Source organism: Aquitalea pelogenes (assembly GCF_041914625.1).
In the GTDB taxonomy this organism is placed as follows: domain Bacteria; phylum Pseudomonadota; class Gammaproteobacteria; order Burkholderiales; family Chromobacteriaceae; genus Aquitalea; species Aquitalea pelogenes.
The window spans coordinates 52,716-73,941 of the sequence record NZ_JAYSDA010000024.1 but is presented as its reverse complement, the minus strand read 5'-3'; the positions used below and the strand labels follow the sequence as shown (position 1 = coordinate 73,941).

Here is a 21,226-nt window from a genome sequence, read left to right as displayed (position 1 = left end):
GGCTCTCGTGCCTGTTTGGTTCTTGTGGCCCGGCCGGGATTCATTGCATGCGGGGAAATACAGGCATGACTGATTTCGCCATCGAACTGGCTGGCATCAGCAAGCGCTTTGGTGCGGTGCAGGCCAATCGCGATGTGTCCATGCACATCGCCAAGGGCTCCATACACGGCATCATCGGGGAAAACGGCGCGGGCAAATCCACGCTGATGAGCATTCTGTACGGCTATTACCAGGCCGACAGTGGCAGCATCCGGGTGAATGGCCGTGAGGTGCGCATCCGTAACAGCCAGGAGGCCATCCGGCTGGGTATCGGCATGGTGCATCAGCACTTCATGCTGGTGGATACCTTCACCGTGCTGGAAAACATTGTGCTGGGGGCCGAAGGCGGCCTGCTGCTCAAGCAGGGCATGGAGCAGGCGCGGGCGCATTTGCTGCAGCTCAATCACGATTATTCGCTGGAAGTGGACCCGGACGCCCTGGTGGGCGAGCTGGGCGTGGGCCTGCAACAGCGGGTGGAAATTCTCAAGGCGCTGTATCGCGGTGCCGATGTACTGATTCTGGATGAGCCCACCGCGGTGCTGACACCGCAAGAGGCAGACCACCTGTTCTGCATCCTGCGTGCGCTGCGTGAACAGGGGAAGACGGTGATCCTGATCACCCACAAGCTGCGCGAGGTGATGGACATTACCGATGCGGTGAGCGTGATGCGCGCCGGCACCGTGGTGGGTAATGTGCGTACTGCTGATGTCGATAAGGAAAAACTGGCCGACCTGATGGTGGGGCGCAAGGTATCGCTGAAGGTGGACAAGGCCGAGCGTACACCCGGCGCAGCGGTGCTGGAGGTCCGTGGCCTTAGCCTGACCGATGCGCGCGGCGTCAAGCTGCTGGACGGACTGGATTTTCAGGTGCGTGCCGGTGAGATCGTCGGCATCGCTGGCGTTTCCGGCAATGGCCAGTCCGAGCTGCTGGAAGTGCTGGCCGGCATGGTGGAACCCACCAGTGGTGAAATCCGCTACCACGGCAAGGACTTGCTGCAGGAAAATTCCAGCCAGCCGCGTGCTGCGCTGTATCGCCAGAAGGGCATTGCCCATGTGCCGGAAGACCGTTCGCGCGAGGGGCTGGTGAAATCCTTCCCCATGTTCGAAAACGCCATTCTGGGCTACCACAACGACAAGACCATCAGCCGCCGCGGCCTGTTTTCCCGCCAGGCGCTGCTGGAGCGTACCCGCGACTTCATCCGCCAGTTTGACATCCGTCCGGACAATGCCCAGCTGCGTGTGGGCCTGCTGTCCGGCGGCAATCAGCAAAAAGTGGTGCTGGCACGGGAAATCCACGCCAACCCGGACTTGCTGCTGATTGGCCAGCCCACGCGCGGGGTGGATATCGGTGCCATCGAGTTCATCCACCGTCGGCTGGTGGAGTTGCGCGATGCCGGCAAGGCTATCTTGCTGGTGTCGGTGGAGCTGGAAGAAATTCTGGCCTTGTCCGACCGCATCCTGGTGATGGCGGGCGGGCAGATCAGTGGTGAAGTGGCGGCCAGGGAAGCCGACACCGTATCGCTGGGCTTGTTGATGGGGGGGCATAAACAGTGAAATTCGGACAACCGTCCACCTTGCCGCGCTGGGCGCAATTAAGCGTGCTGCCGGTACTCAATCTGCTGGCCGCCTTGCTGGTGACCGGCTTTGTTACCTGGCTTATTGGCGAAGACCCGTGGGAATGCCTGCAACTGCTGGTCAGCGGTGCTTTTGGCAGTGGTGAGGGCATCGGCTATACGCTGTTCTACACCACCGGCTTCATTTTTACCGGCCTGGCCGTGGCGACTGCTTTCCATGCCGGCTTGTTCAATATCGGCGGGGAAGGGCAGGCCTATCTGGCTGGCCTTGGCGTCACGCTGGTGGTGCTGGCGTTTGACCACACGCTGCCGCCGCTGGTGCTGGTGCCGCTGTGCATTCTGGCAGCCATGGGATTTGGTGCCGCCTGGGCCTTTATTCCGGGCTGGTTGCAGGCCAAACGTGGCAGCCACATTGTGGTGACCACCATCATGTTCAACTTCATCGCCTATTCGCTGATGTTGTACCTGATTGGCCATCACCTGATTGAAGCCGGTTCGCAAAACCCCACTACGCGGGAATTCGGCCAGAACGCATGGATTCCGGCCCTGCATCAGCTGGCTGCCGGCGTAGGGATCGAACTGCCCAATACCCCGCTCAACCTCACCTTCATCATGGCCTTGCTGGCCTGCGTGCTGTTCTACCTGCTGGTGTGGCATAGCCGCTGGGGCTTCCAGCTGCGCACCGTCGGCGTGAACGAAAGCGCGGCGCGCTATGCCGGTATCAATGTCAGCAAGACCATCATGCTGGCCATGTGCATTTCCGGTGCGCTGTCCGGCTTTGCTGCCATCAACGAATTGCTGGGTTCCACCCACCGCATGAATGTGTCCTTCACCAATGGCGTCGGCTTTGTCGGCATTGCCGTGGCGCTGATGGGGCGCAACCATCCGGTAGGCATCATCCTGTCCGCCTTGCTGTTTGGCGGCCTGACCCAGGGGGGGCTGGAGCTGTCGTTTGAGAAGCCGGTGATTACCCGCGAGATGATCATCTTCATCCAGGGTTTGATCATCCTGTTCTGCGGTGCACTGGAAAACCTGTTCGAGCCCTTCATCGCCGGGCTGTTCAAACGCAAGGAGGATAAGTGATGGAGCAATGGCTCAGTCTGCTTGATTCAACCATCCGCGTGGCCACGCCGCTGGTGCTGGCGGCCTTGGCGGGCATGTTCTCCGAGCGTTCCGGCGTGGTGGACATCGGCCTGGAAGGCAAGATGCTGGTGGCGGCGTTTGCCTCCGGCGCGGCGGCTTTTGTCACCCATTCGCCCTGGCTGGGCCTGTTGGCCGGGGTGATGGCGGCAGTCAGCATGGCCATGGTGCATGCCTTTGTTTCGGTTACCTATAACGGCAACCAGCTGATTTCCGGCATGGCCATCAATACCATTGCCTCCGGCATTACGCCGGTGCTGGGTCTGGCCTGGTTCCAGCAAGGTGGCAATACGCCGCAGCTGGATGATGACTCGCGCTTTCACGACATCACCCTGCCGTTTGCCGATGCCTTGTCGAATGTGCCTGTCCTTGGCCAGCTGTATAGCAAGCTGCTGTCCGGGCACAGCATCCTGGTGTACCTCACCATCCTCATCATTCCGCTGGTTAGCTGGGTGGTATACCGCAGCCGCTTTGGCCTGCGCCTGCGCGCGGTGGGCGAAAACCCGCATGCCGCGGATACCGCTGGCGTGTCTGTAACGCGGGTGCGTTACATCGCGCTGTTCTGGGGTGGTGTGCTGTGCGGCATGGCCGGTACTTTCCTGTCGGTGTATCAGACTGGTTCCTTTATCAAGGAAATGACGGCGGGCAAGGGCTTTCTGGCATTGGCGGCACTCATCTTCGGTAAATGGCGCCCGCTGCCTGCGGTGCTGGGCTGCCTGCTGTTTGCCTTTGCCGATGCGCTGCAAATCCGGCTGGAAGGGGTGGATCTGCCAATCGTCGGCCAGATTCCGTCGCAGGCCATCCAGGTCATTCCCTATGTGCTGACTGTGTTGCTGCTGGCTGGTTTTGTTGGTCGCGCGGTAGCACCCAAGGCTATTGGCGTGCCCTTTGTCAAATCGCGCTGATGCGGTGTTGTTGATGCAGGATCAAATCAGGAAAACCGGCCACTGGCCGGTTTTTTCATGGCCAACGCATGGGGAGGAAATTAGTAAACAAGCGTTGGATACACTACAACACATGCATCGCCTGCCACGTATGCAGGCGCGGTGGGACTGGAACAAGCAGCCTGCCGAAGCAAAGCAGTCAATAACAATGAGAATGTGTTTTTGGGGGAAATATGTGGCTGAGCATGCTGGTGTTGGTTGTGTCAGGTTTTGTCATTGCCGGGCTTGCCACCTGGTTGGGTGCTGTCTGGGCTGAGCGCAGCGGGCAGCAGGACGTGGCATTGCCGCCCAGCGCCGAAATCCAGCTGCCGCCTGCATTCCAGCCGCGCCGGCGCAGTGATGAGGCGGCAGCCCGAAGTGGCGGCCCATTTGTTCGTGATCGTCTTACCTTTCCGCCGCTGGATTTTCCCGCTGTCATCATGCATAGCAGCATCACGCCTGGGAAATGCTACCGGGTTGATCCGGGCAGCATGAGTTGTAGCTGCAATTACTTCTTGCTGCGTGGTGCGCACGCGCCGGTGGGCAGCAAGGAACGGCTGTGCCGGCACTTGCGCCGCTTTTATGCCCAGCGCGGCGGCCTGGCGCCCATCGTCAATATGGTGTTGCTGGATGACGTCCACTTTTGTGAAAGCGACCAGCTGTGGTCCGGCGAAGTGGAGGGTGTGCCAGTGGCCATTGCCTGGCGGGAGGGTGACCCGTGGGTGACGCTGTATTCCCGCAATAATTCTCCCGGCCAACCGGCCCAGTTCGAACGCTTCAACTACCACCTTGGCCGTCAGGATTGGGCAGACGGGCGCATGCCGCGCTTCAATGCGGCGGTGATCAAAAGCATGCTTGGGGAGTGGTTTGGTCGGTAAGCAGGGATGTGAGGAGGGTGTCTCCATATCAAGGATAGTCATCTGAAGAAGTCATGAAGTTGTTTTTTTGCCGCACTGCACTAAGAAATTTCGTGAGATTTGTTGGGAATTTTAAAGTTAGCAATCGAGATTTTTCTACCTTCACGTGAAGACAGGTGGCATGAAATTTGAAAAATAACCAGAGAGTGTGAAAATGAGAGGAATTCGCGCTTTCTTTGTAAATTTGTCAGGAAATGTTAAGGAATGATGATTGAGGCGGGTTGCTCTGCTTATAAGTTTTAGTAGTTCCCATGCTACTGGCGAAATCTTAAATCATTATCGATATTTATGATAATAAATACTTAATTATTGGCGTGAGGCATTTTCAAGCCAAGTAAGTAAATTAGAAAATGCTAAATAAATAAAAACATCAAATACTGTCAATATTGATAAAAAAAGTTAAGTAATAAGGCTGATTGGCCAATAGTCCTGCGTAGCGTGTCTTGGGGAGAGTCATGTTAAAACTATATTTGTAAGATATTGTTTAAATACAATCATGACAAGTTAGGTGGATACACTTATAGTTACGGTCGTCAGGGACTGGTATTGTGGCCGCTGGCTACAACTGGACCATGTACGTAGGGCAAGCGCAAGAAGACTGTGATAGCGAGTTTACTGATCTAGTCATGCCCGATTTTTTAAGTTTTATTCCATATGGGAAGTTACATAGATGAGCAAAACGAAACTAACCTTGGCTGCGGCCTCTCTTGTCATGGTGTTTGCGGCTGCGAATGCATCTGCAGATGTGTATTTCCAGCAAAACATAAACGCCAAGTCTCCTGTTTTTAGTAACTCGATCAGCTTCGATGTGGCATCAAAGAGCTTGGCTGACTTTTCCACGGGTTACTACGGTTCTACATCTACGCTGCAGTATGTTTTGTCAAATTTGCTGATGAAGACCGGTGTTTCTACTTGGACATCAGTTTGGGGCTCTGCTGAAAACTACAGTGGAAGTAATAATTCTATTACCGGGGCTTCGTCGCTTTTGCTTAATCCAGGTACTTACAAGTTCTCTTCCATCGCATTTTTGACTACAGGTTCTACCTTTAAAGGCACTTACTTTGCAGGCGCAACCGTCACCCCGGTACCTGAGCCAGAAACCTATGCCCTTGCTGGTTTGGGTTTGACTGCTTTGCTTCTGCGCAGGAAGCAAAAGAAAGCTGCGAGTAGCTATAGCCTGGCCGCCTAATCGCATAGTACTTGGCGCTCACGACTGCTGTAGTTTAGACAGTTGTTGAGCGCCATTTTATTTGTACATCATTTTGTGTATGATCCCTCCTTTTGCGAAGATAACCACGCTGATGAAGCTGTCGATCAAAATAAAATACAAATCTGTCTCGACATTGGGTCTGATATTAATCGGGTGGTCGTCGATTGCTCAGGCGGCCTATTTGCCGGGTGATCAAAACCTGATTTATGCGCAAGTTGGCTCTGTATTCGACAGTAATGTGTTTCGTGTTGAGAGCCCGCAGAAAGTACCCAGTAGTTATCACGCCGGAAAATTGTCTGACCTGATTACGGTTGCCACCCTCGGTGGGCAGTATCAGGAAAGCTTGGGCAGGCAGTCTTTGCAATTTGGTGGAAGTTACAATCAGAATTCGTATGCCAGTTATTCCGGGCTTAACTACAAAAGCTGGGATTTCAATAGCGATTTTAATTGGCAAGTGACAAGTCTGCTTTCAGGTGCTTTGCACTATCATGATAAGCAAGAAGAACCAACCCTGAATTTGAGTAATCAAGTTGGTCGTGATGTAGTGCGTACCCAAACCACAGGTATGGACTTTGCCTGGGTTCCTGTATCGAGTTGGGAATTTGATGCTGGGTATCAACATCAAACCATGCGTCACCAGGTGCAAAATACACTTGATTTCAACCAGAATCTGATATCTGGTGGTGTATGGTATTCGACCCCGAAAGGTAGTCGTTTTGGATTATTGATCGAAAACGGAGATGTTACATATCCTTCGTTTCTGACGTCTGATCAGACTTATTCTTATCGACAAACTGACGAAAAAATAAGCTTTGAGTGGCCTGCCAGTACAAAGTTGATGCTTAAGGCGACGGTTGGTCGAAGTGTCTTGAAGTTCAAGCATGATGGAAGTCCTGATAGAACCCACAGCCTGCAAGATTTGAGTGCGGTGTGGAATGTGGATGCCAAGTCAAGATTTACAGTCGGGTATCAAAGTGCGCCGGTAGCGCCTGGATTATCAACTGATGATGTCATGAACAAGTCATTATACTTGTTATATAATGTCAAGCTGTCTGATAAGTTTGCGCTTGATAGTGCAGTGCGGGAGTCCAGTTTGCATTATCTCTCCTCTGGCACTCAGGTGAAGACGCGGTCTTATAGGGCTACCTTGCAGTGGGACCCCTGGCGGATGTGGAAGATTGAAACATATGCCCAGTTTGCAAAGCGGAAATCCGGCTTTTCGCAAGATAGCTACGATGTTAATCAATTGGGTATAAATTTCCGCTATACCTTCTAGGTTAAGCAATTTAAATTCATGGATGGAAGTAATGCACGATCAAAACAGTCAGTCCCCAGCTAAGGTTAATAATGAGCTCGATGTTGGTACTGACTTTAGTCGTTTCTATCTGTTACGTAACCCGCTTGGTGCTCAAGGTTACGCCTCGCCGTGGTTGGTTCTCTTTAAAACGTTTGTCGATCCTTTCCTGGTTGTCGCTGTTTTGTATGGCCTGGGTGTCTACTTTGATATAAGTCTGCACGGCCCCTTCATTGAGCTTGCTATTGTTGCCTTTCTGACCTCTGCACTGGCACTTGATGGATTGAATGTGTTGCTGCCCGGAACGGGTAAGCGCATGCGTGGCATTGATGGCATGTTGCTGAATTGGGGGATTGCAGTGGTAGTTATCCTCGGATTCGGCATGTTGACGGGTTTGCTGGATTTGTTTCCGGAAAGATTCATTTATAGCTGGTTGATACTGGTACCTCTTGTCTTGTTAATGGTTCATTCTGCGCTGGCTGTTTTCCTGGTTGGTCGTGCAGATGCGCAGAAGAAGTTCAGAAAGGCTGTGATTGTTGGTGCAAACAAATGCGGGCAGATGCTGGCTAATAAAATAAGAGAAAATCCACAAATCAAAATGGAATTTCTGGGTTATTTTGATGACCGCACATTGGATAGACTGCCTGAGTCCGAATTGGAGTATGTAAAGGGGCGATTGTCTGATTTGCCGGACTTCATCAAAGAGCAGGGGGTGCAGCAGGTGTATATTTCCTTGCCCATGACATCCCAGCCCCGCATCATGAATTTGCTGGAAGAGTTGCAGGACTGCACGGCGTCGATTTACTTTTTGACTGATTTGATGGTGTTTGATCTGATTCAGGCGAGAATTGATCATGTAAATGGTGTTCCGGTTATTTCTATTTGTGAATCACCATTTGTGGGTAGTAATGCAATTGTCAAGCGTATTTCAGATATTGTATTGTCCTTGTTGATTTTGGCATTAATCTGGCCGGTGCTGCTGACGGTTGCTTTGATGGTGAAGTTTACCTCTCCTGGTCCGATATTATTCAAGCAGAATCGTTACGGGGAAGATGGGGAAAGTATTCGGGTTTATAAATTCCGTTCCATGACTGTCATGGAAAATGGGGATGCTGTAATCCAGGCAAAACAGGGTGATAAGCGCTTGACCCCAATTGGGGGTTTTTTGCGGAAAACATCTCTGGATGAATTGCCGCAATTTATCAATGTGTTGCAGGGACGTATGAGCATTGTTGGCCCCCGGCCGCATGCCAATGCACATAATGAGATGTATCGGAAAATCATTCGTGGTTATATGGTCAGGCATAAGGTAAAGCCGGGCATTACCGGTTGGGCGCAGGTAAATGGCTATCGTGGTGAGACTGATACAGTCGAAAAAATGGAAAACCGTGTTGCTTATGACCTGGATTACCTGCGGAATTGGTCGCTTTGGCTTGATCTGAAAATTATTTTTCTAACAGTTTTCACAGTTTTGCGAGATAAAAATGCTTACTAGTAATGTGCAAAACAGGGCTTTGTCATCTGTTCCCATTCGTTTGGCTGTAAGTGTAATGATTGCATGCCTGACGCTGACCGCATGCAATAAAGATGATAAGCCAGCACCCAGTCAGGTGTTGGCCAAAGTGAATGACCATGAAATAACAGTGATGCAGCTGAATGGTATGTTGCGTTCTGTCGGTAATGCTGCAGAAAATGCCACGGTAAAGCAGAGTGCCCTTGATTTCTTGATTGATCAGGAAGTGTTGCAGCAAAAGGCGGTTGATCTGAAACTGGATCGAGACCCAGATGTCATGCAGGCTATTGAGCAGGCCAAGCGACAGATTCTTGCTGCGGCGGCGCTGAACAAGCTGCAAGTAAAGCCATTGGATCCTACCGATGCGGATGTTCAGAAATTTTATGATGGCAATCCGGCATTGTTTGCCCAACATGCCAGCTATGAGTTTAGCCTGTTTAATCTACCAGTGAAGGATTTGCCGGAAGCGCTGAAGACGGCTTTAAATGCTTCCCATTCTGTCGCCGAGACACGGCAGATCCTGGAACAGGCTCATCAGACATTTCAAGAGAAGCATAGCCTTATGGCAGCAGAGCAAGTGCCTGTCGATTTGCTTTCGCAGTTATTCAAGCTTAAAGTTGGCGATATTTTGGTACGACCGGAAGGTAATAATTTGATATTAGTTCAGTTGTCTCGAATAGATAGTCAGCCTCTTTCCTTGCAAGAAAGTAAAGAAAGAATTCTCTCATATCTCAAGCAAAATGCCCTGCAAGACTCTAGTGCCAGTAAAACGGCTGAGCTGCGCAAAGCAGCGAATGTAGTTTACGTAAAACGTTTTGCCGAGGCGGCTGCAAGTGCGCCCACCTCCAGCAATTTGCCTGCCAAAACGCTTAACTCCGGGCTGAAGGGTTTCTAGTCATGTTGCGTTATTTATTGTTTGCGTTGTGCCTTCTGATTAGTACTGCTGTTTTTGCATCACCCGGTAGTGATTACAAGCTGGGGGCCGGTGATGTTATTAAAATTACAGTATGGGATCATGCTGATCTTTCCGTTGAAACCCAGCTGAACAAGGATGGCGAGGTCAACTTCCCGCTTATAGGCTTGATTTCACTGAATGGTTTGTCGGTGTCTGCTGCGGAAAACGCGCTGGCGAGTGTGCTTCGTTCGGCAGGTTATATCGTCAAGCCCAGTGTTTCCATCCTGGTTACGCAATACGTCAGTCACCGGTTTACCATTCTGGGTGAAGTAAACAAGCCTGGACGTTACCCATTGGATAGCCAGACTTCTTTGCTTGATGCGCTGGCAATTGCAACAGGGGTGACCCCTGCGGCCGGTGATACGGTCTATCTCACGCGTGACAAGGCGCAGATCACTTATTCGGTCGCTCAATTGGCTAGTGAAAGTGATCCTTCCAGGCGGAATGTATGGTTGCAGGCTGGTGATGTGCTGTTTGTTCCCCGGTCACAAGTTTTTGTACTGGGAGAGGTGCAACGTCCAGGTAACTATCGGCTGGAGCCTGGCATGACGGTAATGCAAGCAATTTCCGTGGCTGGTGGATTTACCAGCAAGGCATCTCACAGTTCAATCAAGATCACTCGTAAACAGCCTGATGGGTCCAGCAAGGAAATAAAATCCGTTGCTCAGTCTGAACCCTTGTCTGTAAATGATGTTGTATATATCGAAGAAAGCTGGTTCTGACATGCTGGCCAACATGAATTTGTCGCAATACCTGGGGATTCTCCGCGCGCGCAAGAAAATGATTCTGGCGGTTCATGCCGGTATTGTTGTTACTGTGCTTGGAGTTAGTTTGATTTTGCCTGAGCAGTTTACTGCGGAAACCGTTTTGGCTCTGGATACCAAGGCAAATGACCCGGTAACAGGCCAGCCGGTACAGGCCTATCTGGTACCTGGTTACATGGAAAGCCAGATGGATATTCTGGGCAGCCAGAATACGATGTTATACGTAGTGGACAGTTTGGGTTTGGCAAAGTCTGAAGAAGCAGCAAAAGCTTTCCAGGATGATACAGGTGGTAATGGCAGTTTGCGAATCTGGCTGGCGGACCGGATGGCCAAGAAAATGGACATCAAGCCCAGTAAGGAAGGCAGCACTGTCAGTGTCAGCTTTACGTCGCCAGATCCTCACTTCTCCGCTGCAGTAGCAAATGCTATTGCTAAAGGCTATGTGCATACTCTTGCCAGTATGCGTACTTCTGCGGCGCAGCAGAATAACGTGTTTTTCCAGCAGCAACTTAAAGTGCTGCAAGGTAATCTGGAGCAAGCCCAGCAAGAGCTGGCCACTTATCTGAATGAGAAGGGTATTATTGCTGCGGACGAAAAGCTCGATGTGGAGATGCAACGGCTGAATGATATTTCTACTCAGCTGGTGCAAGTACAGTCTGCTGCGATGGATGCGCAATCCCGTACCCGAGGGGCGGATAAGGCACCTGATGTGCTGAATAATCCCCTGATTCAGCAGGTAAAGAACCAGTTGACGGTTGACGAGGGTAAATTCCGAGAACTGGCGACCAAAGTAGGGCCGGAGCATCCTCATTACAAGGAAGCGCAAGCACAGGTTGAGAGTGATCGTCGTCAGCTGCAAGCCCTGACCAGTGAGTACGCCAGTGGACTAACCGGCTCTGCTTCCAATGCCGAAAACCGTGCCAAGGCACTGCGCATGGCCATGGAAGAGCAAAAGAAGAAAATCCTGGAACTTAAACAGCAACGAAGCCTGGCAAATGTCTTGCAGCGCAAGGTTGATGGTCTGCAAAAGGCATACGACGCCGCGCAGGATCGCTATACCACAACCGCATTGCAAAGCCGTTCCATGACTGAGAACGTGGGCGTGGTAAAGCAGGCAACGGAGCCGACCAAACCCTCCCAGCCGCGTATCTTGCTGAATGTGCTTGCCGCGTTTGTATTGGGTGGTGTCATTGCCTTGTGCAGCGCCTTGCTGGCCGAGATTCTGAATCGACGAATTCGTTGCTCACGTGATGTGGAAGCCATGCTGGATATTCCGGTGCTTGCTGAAATCAAGCCTATTCCTTCTCGCAAGAAGCCTTTCTGGGCGTTCTGGCGTTCTAATAACAAGGTTGCCAAGGCATGAATACAACGACAACACTCTCGCAAGCTGATTTTGCCAAGGTGAAGCAGTCTTCGCGTCATTCCAATATTGGCCAGCTGTTGTTGCAGCAGGGCAAGCTGACTGCCTCGCAGGCTGAGAAGGTATTGCTGGCGCAACAGGAGCTGGGTTTGCGCTTTGGCGAAGCTGCTGTGCGTCTGGGCTTCCTGAGTGAGCAGGATATTCAGGAAGTTCTGTCACGCCAGTTTGATTATCCATGCCTGACCGTTGGCGACCCGTCGCTGGATTCCCGCTTGATTGCTGCCTATCACAACGACTCGTCCCAGGTGGAAGCGTTGCGCAGTTTGCGAAGTCAACTGATTCTGCGTTGGATCAGTGGTGGCAACAAGACCATTTGCGTTGCCGGCTACGAGAATGAAACTGCAGTGGGCTGGCTGGCGGCCAATCTGGCGATCGTGTTTTCACAGCTGGGGCTGCGTACCTTGTTGGTCGATGCATCCTTGCGACGTCCCATTCAGCATGTTTTTTTCAAGCAAGCCAACAAGATGGGTCTGAGCGATATCTTGGCTGGTCGTGCAGATGAATCATGCATGCTGGCAATTCCTCCACTGCCGGATCTGTTCCTGATACCGGGTGGTACCGATGTGCCAAACAAGCAGGAGCTGTTGTCCGGTGTGGCGCTGGCGGGCTTTCTGGAACAGGCAGAAGCTGACTTTGACATTGTCATCGTCAATGCGCCGGCCCTGAAAGGCAATGCAGACGGGCAGCTGGTTGCTGCACGTGCCAAGGGCGTTTTACTGCTGGCAGAGCCGGGGGTAAGCAAGGTCGATGACCTGGAAGCCGCGCGCGATGATTTGCGCATGGCCGGTGCAACCGTACTGGGCTGTGTTCTTAACAGCTTTGCCATCGCTCAACAGTAAGGGGCATGCATGCGCCAACTCCACTCAAAACTACCCTGGTTGCCGCCTGGTGTACTGAATAACTGGCTGGTGCTAGTGGGGGTGTTCAGTCTGTTGCTGCCTACAGTTTACAAGCTGTCACAGCAATTATGGCCGATTAAAGAACAAGGGCATGGCCCGGTTTTTTTTAATCATCGCCTGGATGTTCTGGAACAAGGCGCAGCAAGCACGGAGTGAAACGTCTGCTGCTGGCGGCAAGTTGGGCATGCTGCCATTCGTCCTTGGGCTGGTTTGTTATGTAGTGGGGCATTCCCAAGATGTATGGTTTCTGGAAATTGGCAGCTTCATGTTGCTGATTTCCGGCCTGCTATGGATGCTTGGCGGCTACCCTGCGGTACTGCGCTACCGTTATCCCATATTATTTATTGTCATTCTGATTCCCTTGCCCGGTTTTCTGGTGGATTGGCTCACTGCGGGCCTTAAAATGGGTGTTTCACAGGCGGTTGAGCAGCTGCTTTATATGGCAGGTTATCCCATCAGTCGCAGTGGTGTGGTTTTGAATATTGGTCAATACCAATTGATGGTGGCTGATGCCTGTTCGGGAATAAATTCCTTGTTCAGCCTGTTTGCATTTGGTCTGTTGTATCTCTATTTTTTTACTCCGGCAAAGTTGAGCAACCGGTTGTTATTACTGTGTTCTGTGCTGCCTGCCGCCATTGTGTCCAATATCGTGCGTGTTATCACGCTGGTGCTGGTTACCTACTATTTTGGTGATGCGGCCGGGCAGGGGTTCATCCATCAGTTTTCCGGTTTGCTATTGTTTGGAGTTGCCATTTTGTGCGTATTCATGGTTGATGCATTTTTGCAAAAGGTAAATGGCTGATGCAAAAGTATGTCTCCCCATACCAGCTAATGTTGGCGGCAGTCATGTTGCTGGCTGCTGTCATTGCCTATGCCCTGACACCACGAATCTATACCGCGGACAGCAATAATATTGATCTCTCCGCCATGGTTCCTGCGCGTTTTGCGGACTGGCAGCAGGTGGAAATGAAGGGTGTGATTGTCAATCCGGAGGTTGATGATCAGCTGGCGAAAGTGTACGCACAAGTGCTGGAGCGGGTGTATGTCAATACGCAGGGGCAGCGCATCATGCTGTCTATTGCCTATAGCCGGGACCAGCGTCAAAGCTCCGGGCAACAAACCCACTTGCCTGATTTATGTTATCCGGCGCAGGGTTTTGCCCTGCATGACAAACACCAGATGACATTGCAACTTGGAAGCCAGACCCTGGCTGTAAATAGCATGATTGCGCAGCGCGACCAGCGTGTAGAACCGCTAATGTACTGGATTACCACCAATGGCGTAGTCAGCACGGAAAGAAATTCCCGCAAACTGAATCAGGTACAGGCGGGTTTGCAAGGGCTGATATACGACGGCATGATCATTCGGGTATCTACCATCAACGAGGATACAAATGCTGCCCGACTGCTGGAGGCAGATTTCCTGAGCAAGCTCAGTCAGTCGCAAACCCCTGCCAACCGAGCGCAGATATTCGGTAAAGGCATGGTGGTACAGTGAATTCCTCAGCGACTACGCCATTGTCCAAATACCATATGCTGTTGCTTAACCGCATTCCCCGCCCCGTGTTGTCCTTTGCCTGCCAGGGCATGGTCAGCGGTATCAGCTTTATTGCATCATTTTTATTGTTGCACTATGCGGACAAAAGCGAATACACCACTTTTGTCTTGTTTTTGAATGGTTATGCCTTGTTGGCCAGCTTGCAAAATGCCTTGTGGCTGCAACCGCTGATTACCTTGTCCGGAAAAATGCAGCCCCAGGCAAAGCGCACTGCCATAAAGTTTGGCATCTCGCTGAGTTTGGGCATTGCATTGCTGGGCGGCGTCATGTTTACCGGCTATCGGCAGCTGTCGCAGGGCGATAGCTGGCTGAGCCTGAGCACATTGCTGTTTTTTGCCAGTTTCCTGTTCTTGCTGGTGCGGGATTCAAACCGTTCGGCCTGGCTTATGCTGGGTAAGTTGCCGGGATTGTTTGTGCATGACATGGGCTATTTGCTGCTATTTGGCGTGCTGGTGGCAATGGCATGGTACGCGCAATGGTTGTCGATGAATCTGGTGATTGTGGCGCTGGCCTTTCCTGGCCTGATGTCATTATTTGCCCGTCCCCGGCCCGACCCTGAACGCAAGGAAGGCAGCATCCAGCAACTGGACCGCCAGTTTGCAGCGCAGATCTGGTCTTGCGCACGGTGGGCCTTGCCTGGCGTGCTGGTGACCTGGTTGTTCAGCAACGGTTACTGGTTTTATCTGGATAGCGTGCAAGGCAAGGCCCAGGTGGCCACACTGGCCGCTACCCGTTTGTTTTTCACCCCGGTCGGGCTGATGGTGCAGGGGTGGGCCGGCTATTACCGGCCGGTGTTTTCCCGTCTGGAGCACATGGGCGAGCATCAGGCAAAACTGGCTTTGGTGCGGCGTCAGTCGCTGATCTGTGCTGCGTTGGTACTGTTGTTTGTCGTCGGGTTGTTATTACTGGTACTGGTACCCTCTGTATTGCCTGCCTACTTGCCTCCGGCTGTTTACATCCCTCTGGTATTGGCATGGGGTGGATATTTCCTGGTGCAATGGTTGCGCAATATCCTCTCCACTGCGCTATTGGCTGATGCCAAAGGATATAAGCGTGTATTCCAATCCGGTCTGGTGGGTGCAGCTATCTTTTATTTACTCTTTATCCCGGTTGGTTGGGTGTCGCATCAATTGGTCATCTGTCCTTTGATATTATGTTTTTCTGAATTAATTATGTTGATTTTGTTGTGGAAGCAAGTATTTGGAGGCGGAAAGCATGGCTGAATTGCCGAGTGTAACGGTAATTGTGTGTACATATCGTCGACCGCGTCAATTGCAGGCCTTGCTGGATTCTTTGGCGTTACAGCATGTTGAAGGCCTGCGTCCGTGCCTGTGTATTGTGGATAACGATGCTGAGCAATCTGCACGTGAACTGGTTGCCCAGGCTCAGCAGGATTTTCCATGGCCGATACAGTATATCTCGCAGCCAGTAAAAAATATTGCCTTGACCCGGAATGCAGGCTTATCGGCTGTTAAATCAGACTATCTCGCTTTTGTGGATGATGATGAGATTGCATGCTCCGTTTGGCTAAGTAGTCTGGTTTTTTTGGCACAAAAGGAAAGTGCTCAGCTAGTATTTGGTCCTGTCTTGCCAGTCTATCCCGAAAATATCGCAGCTTGGATGATAGAAGGTAAGTTTTTCGAACGACCTAGGCACAATACGGGGCACTATGTTCCTGTCGGTGAGGCAAGAACCGGTAATGTGTTGATTGATTCTGCTTTTATCCAGAATCATGGTTGGAAATTTGATGAGAAATTAGGGTTAAGTGGCGGTGAGGATTCAGCGTTTTTTGAAAATATGTATCGCGCAGGTGCATTAGCCTTATGGGCTGATGAGGCTGAAGTCTTCGAGGAGGTCCCAGTCGATCGGGCAACAGTAGGGTGGTTGCTGCGGAGAAGTTTTCGAATCGGTTCAGTCGAAGCAAGTCTGGCATGCGCTCGTGGTTCAATGTGGCAGATTTGTAGAATAATCTCGAAAATTGGCTACCTTATTGTGCGGAGTGTCATTCTTGCTGTAGCGATGCCGTTTAGAAAAAAATCAGATAACTTTAAGGTTTTGCGCAGTATTTCATTGGCTGCCGGAATTTGTTACGGACTTATTGCTGGGCCTTATAATGAATATAAATAAAGCCGAATATCAAATGAATGCCAAAAACAAAGATTATTCAATTTTGACCTATGCCTTCATGCTGGCAATTTTTTTGAGTCTTTTTGGCGTGGGGAGTGGTGACAAAGCGCTTGCCGATGGTAGTAGTAATCTGGTGAGGCAGCTTACTTGGATACTATTTGGTGGCTTGTCGTTCTTTGAGTGTTTTCGTATTCGCCGTGGGCTGGAATTGAATATCCAATTCACTTCGGGGTTTTTCTGGTCGGTCGCATTGTTTTTTTATTGCCTTGCTTCGTGCTATTGGTCGGCGATACCTTTTGTAACTCTGAAACGTGCCGTTTTGTTTGGGCTGGTTGTGTTTTTTTGCTTTGCAACATTTTCCAAGCATGGCAATAATCCACGTAGTTTTTTGTTTTCCCTTGCTGTTCCTGTTGCAGTGTTGATATTGTTGTCTTTCTTGTTGATTGTCATAGTTCCGAGTGTGGGTGTTACCAGTCTGGGCTGGCGGGGTGTGACTTCATTCAAGAATGAATTTGGACAACTGTGCGCTATTGGTTTTTTGGTATTTCTTTTCGGGTTTGCTGAATTTAAAAGAAAATTACTGGTGGTTTTTCTTTGGTTGCTTTCGATAGTTGGCCTGGTAATGTCGCAAAGCACAACCTGTGCTGTGGCAGTCTTTATCGGTTCTTTTGCTGGGGTGACGCTGTTTTTTATTCGTAAATCCACGATCAGCAAGTACGGAAGTGCAATGCTTCTTCTTTTGATATTAAGCGTTGTCTCATTGCTGTTGGTTTTGTTGACAGTAAAAGGTAATTTCTTTGACGATATCCAAGGGAAAATTTTTTCCTTGTTAGGAAAGTCTAGCACCTTGACCGGTAGAACCAAGTTGTGGGTACTGGTGATGGATAATGTAAGGTTTCACAATAAGTGGCTGGGTGGTGGTTATGGTGGCTTTTGGGATGGTTTAGGTAGTCCTGCAAATTTCACTTCTTATCGTTTTCCCGGTGGATATGTTGGGCAGGCTCACAATGGTTATATTGATATTTTTAATGATTTAGGTTATGTGGGAATTGTATTTTTAATTTCCATTTTACTGGTTTATTTTGTTGCTATAGCTAAGCAATTTGCAGCTGGGGCGCCTGAGTTTTATTTTCATTTTTCATTTTTCATTTTTATTTTAATTGAAAATTACGCGGAAAGTACATTTTTTAGATTGGTTGTTTTTCTTAATATAGTATTTTTTGCGTCTCTGGCTCGAGTTTTTGCAGTTGCTGCTAAGAATAAATATGGGCAGTAGTGTGAAGTAAATTCTTCATTGTGGAGGTTGTTGTGCCCTTATTTCTTTTGATTCGAAGCCTTTTTATTATTTTTGTGGCAATATTTTCGGGTATTGTTTGCGCGAACAACATTTTTTTCTTTGGACAGCATGTTTTCTATCCTGATTCCTACCGTCCAATTACTGCAAAGCAGTTTGATGGGATCCGTATATGGGGTAATCCAAAAACACTGTGGCGTGATATCGAACCACGACAGGGTGTGTATGATTTTTCCACGCTGGACCAGCATGTCGCGTTAGCGGAAGAGCGTGGCATGGACATCATGTACACACTGGGCCAAACCCCTGTATGGGCAAGTGCGAGGCCAAGCGAACTTGGTAATTTCGGTCTGGGTGCTGCAGCCGAACCACTGGACATGAATGATTGGTATGAGTACGTCAGCAAGGTTGCCCAGCGTTATCGTGGTCGGATATCTGCCTATGAGGTGATGAATGAGCCGCGTATTGGTGAGGCAATCAAGATGTACTCGCCTGGCTTTTTCTCCGGAAGCACTCAGCAACTGGTGCGGATGACCGAGCTGGCAGCCCAGGCTGTTCATGCTGCCGATCCGCGGGCGCTGGTTGTGTGTCCGGCGATGGACGGTTCCGATCTGGGTATCAAGCGGCTGGAATATTTTCTGGCCCAGGGGGGGGGGAAGGACTGCGATGTAATCGGTTTTCATTTTTATTTGAAGACCGGTTCCGTGAATGAATTTACCTCATTACTGTCGCAAATTCGCCAGTTATTGGTTCGTTACAATTTGCAGAACAAACCTGTCTGGAACACTGAAATGGGTGTGCTGGTTGGTTCCTCCGGCAATCAGGTACGTAGTGGTGCTGCCGGAAGTGCGTTGGCGAAGGTATATGGCGATGATGAAGCCTCCAGCTTGATGCTGAAAGTACAAGTTGCGTCGAGTAATGGCGGTGTGGCACGTACTTACTGGTTTGCTCATGACTCTTCTTCAATGGGTAGTACCTTGCCAAACAAGAAGATTGGCCAACTCAATGGGCTGGGTATTGCTTATCAGAATGCCAAAGAGTGGTTCTCGCATGGGCGCAAGATAAGAGGTTGCAGCCTGTCGGATAGTCAGGCCAATTGTGCTGTGTATGAAGGGAATGAGCTGGTAGGGCGTGTTTTATGGGGGATTCCGCTTGAACCCGCCAGCTGGCTGGCAGCTAATCCAGACCTGGTAAAGGTGCACTTGTTCAATGGCTTGACGCTGAATATACGTACCAGTAATGCATCATCGCTTGGTGCGTTGACACGTAATTTTGCCGATCCGGTATTTATCAGCAGTAATTAAGCGGCATAGCCTGATTTGAGGAATGCATGAAAGTCACGATTTTTCAGTATCGCCTGTTTCATTATCGGACCAAGTTGTTCGAACTGATGCGCACAAAGTGCCAGCAGCGCGGTATTCAGCTGGATGTGGTATATGGGCAGCCTTACCGGGATGAAATCAAGAAAAAGGATACCGGCAAGCTGGACTGGGCAATTCCGGTAAAAAATACCTACTTCCCCATCAAGGAGAAGAAGGATATCTGCTGGCAACCTGCACCTGACGCAGTGCGTGATGCGGATTTGTTTGTGTTCATGCATGAAAACCGATTGCTGGCCAATTACTACTGGCTGTTGCGTCGTCGCCTTGGCAAGACGCCACAAGTGGCTTTCTGGGGCCATGGCCGGGATTTCCAGTCCAATGCTCCAGGTGGTTTGCGTGAGCGGTGGAAGCAAATGACTTTGCGCTGGCCTGACTGGTGGTTCGGCTATACCCAGCATACCAGGCAGCTGGTGGAGGCCTCCGGCTTTCCGGCGGACAAGATAACCGTGCTGAACAATGCAATTGACAATGTCGATTTCCAGCAGCAGCTCGCTGCTGTCAGCGATGCGCAAATCAATGCACAGCGACAGGCACTGGGCTGGGACGAAGATAATTTCGTCGGTATTTATTGTGGTTCGCTTTATCCGGACAAGCGACTGGATCAGTTGTTTGAGATTGCCGATATCGTGCATGCATCTGCACCGCAGTTCCGCTTGCTGATTGTAGGTTCCGGTGCCCAGCAGCCCTATGTTGAACAGATGTGCAGCAGCAGGCCGTGGGCCCATTTTGCCGGTGGCCGTCATGGTGCCGAAAAAGCGGTGTTATTCCGCATGTCTGCCTTGACGCTGTGCCCGGGGGCGGTGGGTCTGAATATTCTGGATGCCTTTATTTCAGGCGTGCCCTTGCTCACCATGGCCAGCGCAAAGCATGGCCCGGAAATCGGCTTCATGCGTAATGGTGTGGATGGCTACCTGATTAACGATTCGGTACCTGCGTATGCACACAAGGTTCTGCAATTAATGGCGGATCCTGAATCCTTGCACGCTTTGCAACAACAGGCTTTGCAGGCGGCAACCGTTTATACGGTGGAGAATATGGCTGACAATTTTGTTGAAGGGATTGTGCGTTGTCTGCAAGCCCGTAAACCGGTAAGTGGAGTTGCTAGGGCATGAGAGTAGGCATTATTGGTTTGCGCGGTATTCCGGATGTCCAGGGTGGTGTGGAGCGTCATGTCGAATCGCTTGCCCCGTTGTTGGTGGCAGCGGGGCATGAAGTTACCGTGTATGCCAGAGCACCATATATGGCTGATTTTCAGCATGACTCATGGCGAGGGGTACGTATTTGCAAAGTATGGTCCCCCCAGCATAAGTTCACCGAGACCTTGCTGCATACCTTTCTGGCTATCTGGCTGGCTTTCTTTCAGCGTCAGCAGATTGTGCATATTCATGCAATCGGCCCGTCGTTTTTTGTTCCGCTGGCGCGCTTGCTGGGAATGAAGGTGGTGATGACTCACCATGGACAAGACTACGCCCGGCAAAAATGGGGCAGGGGGGCCAAGGCTTTCTTGCGCACCGCCGAATATCTTGGGGTGAAATGTGCCAGCAAGGTAATTGTTATCTCGCATGGTTTGCAAGACCTGGTTGAGAATGTCCTGAAACGGCCCGCCCAGTTGATTCCTAATGGTGTAACCGGCTTTGACACTGACAGTATCAGTCCGGCGAATGTGGAACAGCTTGGCTTGCAGCCTTATCGTTATATTCTGCATGTCAGCCGTTTTGTACCGGAAAAGCGCCATCACGACCTGATTGACGCATTCAACAAGGCGGCATTGCCGGGCTGGAAACTGGTTTTTGCCGGAGAAGCAGACCATGCGGATGATTATTCCCGCTCGGTGTTGGAACGTGCCAGTGATCAGGTGGTGTTTCTGGGGCGACAAAACGTTCAGCAATTGACATATCTGTACGCGTATTGCGGTATTTTTGTGCTGCCATCCTCACATGAGGGTTTGCCCATTGCCTTGCTTGAAGCCCTTAGCCTGGCGGCTCCGGTGATCGTCAGCGATATTCCCCCGCACCTCGAAATGTCATTGCCGGAGAGATGCTATTTCCCACTGGGTAATACCGCTCAACTTGCTGCCCGCCTGCAACAGTATGCCGCTGAAGACTTATCCGTACGCTGGCTTGAATCTGCAGATTGGGTAAAACAGAATTACGACTGGCCAGCCATCGCCCAGAAAACTTCGGCGGTGTATTTGGCTGCGTGATGTGATTGATAACTAC

General features: G+C 50.7%; 20 protein-coding genes. 19 read left to right on the top strand and 1 reads right to left on the bottom strand.

Features of this window, described 5'->3' with window-relative positions; translation table 11 throughout:
* Window positions 1–65: 65 nt before the first annotated feature.
* From ACE3SE_RS17020 to ACE3SE_RS16940, 17 genes are all read left to right on the top strand, one after another.
* Window positions 66–1,592 (top strand): ABC transporter ATP-binding protein, encoded by a 1,527-nt coding sequence (locus ACE3SE_RS17020; protein WP_374557054.1) that lies wholly within the window; start codon window positions 66–68, stop codon window positions 1,590–1,592.
* Complete coding sequence (locus ACE3SE_RS17015; RefSeq protein WP_089084166.1) at window positions 1,589–2,695, top strand: ABC transporter permease; 1,107 nt, start codon at window positions 1,589–1,591, stop codon at window positions 2,693–2,695. The genes ACE3SE_RS17020 and ACE3SE_RS17015 overlap by 4 nt, the downstream gene beginning before the upstream one ends.
* Entirely contained in the window at window positions 2,695–3,657 is a 963-nt protein-coding gene (locus ACE3SE_RS17010; RefSeq protein WP_374557051.1) for an ABC transporter permease, read from the top strand. Before ACE3SE_RS17015 ends, ACE3SE_RS17010 begins: the two co-directional genes overlap by 1 nt.
* Window positions 3,658–3,881: 224 nt before the next feature.
* Window positions 3,882–4,553, top strand: coding sequence for a hypothetical protein (locus ACE3SE_RS17005; protein ID WP_374557049.1), 672 nt, complete (start codon window positions 3,882–3,884; stop codon window positions 4,551–4,553).
* Window positions 4,554–5,262: 709 nt separating this feature from the next.
* Window positions 5,263–5,781, top strand: coding sequence for a PEP-CTERM sorting domain-containing protein (locus tag ACE3SE_RS17000; protein WP_374557047.1), 519 nt, complete (start codon window positions 5,263–5,265; stop codon window positions 5,779–5,781).
* Window positions 5,782–5,893: 112 nt separating this feature from the next.
* Window positions 5,894–7,078, top strand: a complete 1,185-nt coding sequence (locus tag ACE3SE_RS16995) for a hypothetical protein (RefSeq protein ID WP_374557045.1) — start codon at window positions 5,894–5,896, stop codon at window positions 7,076–7,078.
* A 31-nt stretch (window positions 7,079–7,109) separates the two neighbouring features.
* Window positions 7,110–8,591, top strand: coding sequence for an undecaprenyl-phosphate glucose phosphotransferase (locus ACE3SE_RS16990; protein WP_374557043.1), 1,482 nt, complete (start codon window positions 7,110–7,112; stop codon window positions 8,589–8,591).
* Window positions 8,581–9,504 carry an EpsD family peptidyl-prolyl cis-trans isomerase gene (locus ACE3SE_RS16985; protein WP_374557041.1) on the top strand — a complete coding sequence of 308 codons (924 nt, stop codon included), beginning with the start codon at window positions 8,581–8,583 and terminating at the stop codon, window positions 9,502–9,504. Before ACE3SE_RS16990 ends, ACE3SE_RS16985 begins: the two co-directional genes overlap by 11 nt.
* Window positions 9,505–9,506: 2 nt before the next feature.
* Window positions 9,507–10,286 carry an SLBB domain-containing protein gene (locus ACE3SE_RS16980; RefSeq protein ID WP_374557040.1) on the top strand — a complete coding sequence of 260 codons (780 nt, stop codon included), beginning with the start codon at window positions 9,507–9,509 and terminating at the stop codon, window positions 10,284–10,286.
* Window position 10,287: 1 nt separating this feature from the next.
* Window positions 10,288–11,691, top strand: a complete 1,404-nt coding sequence (gene epsF / locus ACE3SE_RS16975) for a chain length determinant protein EpsF (RefSeq protein WP_374557039.1) — start codon at window positions 10,288–10,290, stop codon at window positions 11,689–11,691.
* Window positions 11,688–12,587 carry a polysaccharide biosynthesis tyrosine autokinase gene (locus ACE3SE_RS16970; protein WP_374557037.1) on the top strand — a complete coding sequence of 300 codons (900 nt, stop codon included), beginning with the start codon at window positions 11,688–11,690 and terminating at the stop codon, window positions 12,585–12,587. The genes epsF and ACE3SE_RS16970 overlap by 4 nt, the downstream gene beginning before the upstream one ends.
* Window positions 12,588–12,738: 151 nt before the next feature.
* The gene (gene xrt / locus ACE3SE_RS16965) at window positions 12,739–13,449 is read left to right on the top strand and encodes an exosortase (RefSeq protein WP_374557035.1); all 711 of its coding nucleotides are present in this window, start codon (window positions 12,739–12,741) and stop codon (window positions 13,447–13,449) included.
* On the top strand, window positions 13,449–14,144 hold the full coding sequence (epsI, locus tag ACE3SE_RS16960; protein WP_374557033.1) for an exosortase-associated protein EpsI, B-type: 696 nt from the start codon (window positions 13,449–13,451) through the stop codon (window positions 14,142–14,144). Before xrt ends, epsI begins: the two co-directional genes overlap by 1 nt.
* Before the next feature lie 35 nt (window positions 14,145–14,179).
* Complete coding sequence (locus tag ACE3SE_RS16955; protein WP_374557030.1) at window positions 14,180–15,427, top strand: hypothetical protein; 1,248 nt, start codon at window positions 14,180–14,182, stop codon at window positions 15,425–15,427.
* On the top strand, window positions 15,420–16,331 hold the full coding sequence (locus ACE3SE_RS16950; RefSeq protein WP_374557028.1) for a glycosyltransferase family 2 protein: 912 nt from the start codon (window positions 15,420–15,422) through the stop codon (window positions 16,329–16,331). The genes ACE3SE_RS16955 and ACE3SE_RS16950 overlap by 8 nt, the downstream gene beginning before the upstream one ends.
* Window positions 16,318–17,607, top strand: coding sequence for an O-antigen ligase family protein (locus ACE3SE_RS16945; protein WP_374557026.1), 1,290 nt, complete (start codon window positions 16,318–16,320; stop codon window positions 17,605–17,607). The genes ACE3SE_RS16950 and ACE3SE_RS16945 overlap by 14 nt, the downstream gene beginning before the upstream one ends.
* A 32-nt stretch (window positions 17,608–17,639) precedes the next feature.
* Window positions 17,640–18,929: an endo-1,4-beta-xylanase gene (locus tag ACE3SE_RS16940; protein ID WP_374557024.1), complete on the top strand. Its 1,290-nt coding sequence runs from the start codon at window positions 17,640–17,642 to the stop codon at window positions 18,927–18,929.
* Here the strand turns inward: ACE3SE_RS16940 and ACE3SE_RS16935 are convergent.
* The gene (locus ACE3SE_RS16935) at window positions 18,926–19,306 is read right to left on the bottom strand and encodes a hypothetical protein (RefSeq protein WP_374557022.1); all 381 of its coding nucleotides are present in this window, start codon (window positions 19,304–19,306) and stop codon (window positions 18,926–18,928) included. The two genes, ACE3SE_RS16940 and ACE3SE_RS16935, sit on opposite strands and share 4 nt — an antisense overlap.
* 147 nt (window positions 19,307–19,453) lie before the next feature.
* On the opposite strand from ACE3SE_RS16935, the gene ACE3SE_RS16930 reads away from it, so the two are divergent.
* Window positions 19,454–20,119 (top strand): glycosyltransferase, encoded by a 666-nt coding sequence (locus tag ACE3SE_RS16930; protein WP_374557020.1) that lies wholly within the window; start codon window positions 19,454–19,456, stop codon window positions 20,117–20,119.
* Window positions 20,116–21,210, top strand: coding sequence for a glycosyltransferase family 4 protein (locus ACE3SE_RS16925; protein ID WP_374557018.1), 1,095 nt, complete (start codon window positions 20,116–20,118; stop codon window positions 21,208–21,210). The genes ACE3SE_RS16930 and ACE3SE_RS16925 overlap by 4 nt, the downstream gene beginning before the upstream one ends.
* Window positions 21,211–21,226: the final 16 nt, after the last annotated feature.

Coding starts and splice junctions, on each gene's coding strand:
- ACE3SE_RS16985 (WP_374557041.1), top strand. CDS start 8,581: ATGCTTACTAGTAATGTGCAAAACAGGGCTTTGTCATCTGTTCCCATT.
- ACE3SE_RS16990 (WP_374557043.1), top strand. CDS start 7,110: ATGCACGATCAAAACAGTCAGTCCCCAGCTAAGGTTAATAATGAGCTC.
- ACE3SE_RS16935 (WP_374557022.1), bottom strand. CDS start 19,306: ATGGCCCCAGAAAGCCACTTGTGGCGTCTTGCCAAGGCGACGACGCAA.
- ACE3SE_RS17010 (WP_374557051.1), top strand. CDS start 2,695: ATGGAGCAATGGCTCAGTCTGCTTGATTCAACCATCCGCGTGGCCACG.
- ACE3SE_RS17020 (WP_374557054.1), top strand. CDS start 66: ATGACTGATTTCGCCATCGAACTGGCTGGCATCAGCAAGCGCTTTGGT.
- ACE3SE_RS17005 (WP_374557049.1), top strand. CDS start 3,882: ATGCTGGTGTTGGTTGTGTCAGGTTTTGTCATTGCCGGGCTTGCCACC.
- epsI (WP_374557033.1), top strand. CDS start 13,449: ATGCAAAAGTATGTCTCCCCATACCAGCTAATGTTGGCGGCAGTCATG.
- ACE3SE_RS16955 (WP_374557030.1), top strand. CDS start 14,180: ATGCTGTTGCTTAACCGCATTCCCCGCCCCGTGTTGTCCTTTGCCTGC.
- ACE3SE_RS16995 (WP_374557045.1), top strand. CDS start 5,894: ATGAAGCTGTCGATCAAAATAAAATACAAATCTGTCTCGACATTGGGT.
- epsF (WP_374557039.1), top strand. CDS start 10,288: ATGCTGGCCAACATGAATTTGTCGCAATACCTGGGGATTCTCCGCGCG.
- ACE3SE_RS16925 (WP_374557018.1), top strand. CDS start 20,116: ATGAGAGTAGGCATTATTGGTTTGCGCGGTATTCCGGATGTCCAGGGT.
- ACE3SE_RS16950 (WP_374557028.1), top strand. CDS start 15,420: ATGGCTGAATTGCCGAGTGTAACGGTAATTGTGTGTACATATCGTCGA.
- ACE3SE_RS16980 (WP_374557040.1), top strand. CDS start 9,507: ATGTTGCGTTATTTATTGTTTGCGTTGTGCCTTCTGATTAGTACTGCT.
- ACE3SE_RS16970 (WP_374557037.1), top strand. CDS start 11,688: ATGAATACAACGACAACACTCTCGCAAGCTGATTTTGCCAAGGTGAAG.
- xrt (WP_374557035.1), top strand. CDS start 12,739: ATGGCCCGGTTTTTTTTAATCATCGCCTGGATGTTCTGGAACAAGGCG.
- ACE3SE_RS17000 (WP_374557047.1), top strand. CDS start 5,263: ATGAGCAAAACGAAACTAACCTTGGCTGCGGCCTCTCTTGTCATGGTG.
- ACE3SE_RS16945 (WP_374557026.1), top strand. CDS start 16,318: ATGAATATAAATAAAGCCGAATATCAAATGAATGCCAAAAACAAAGAT.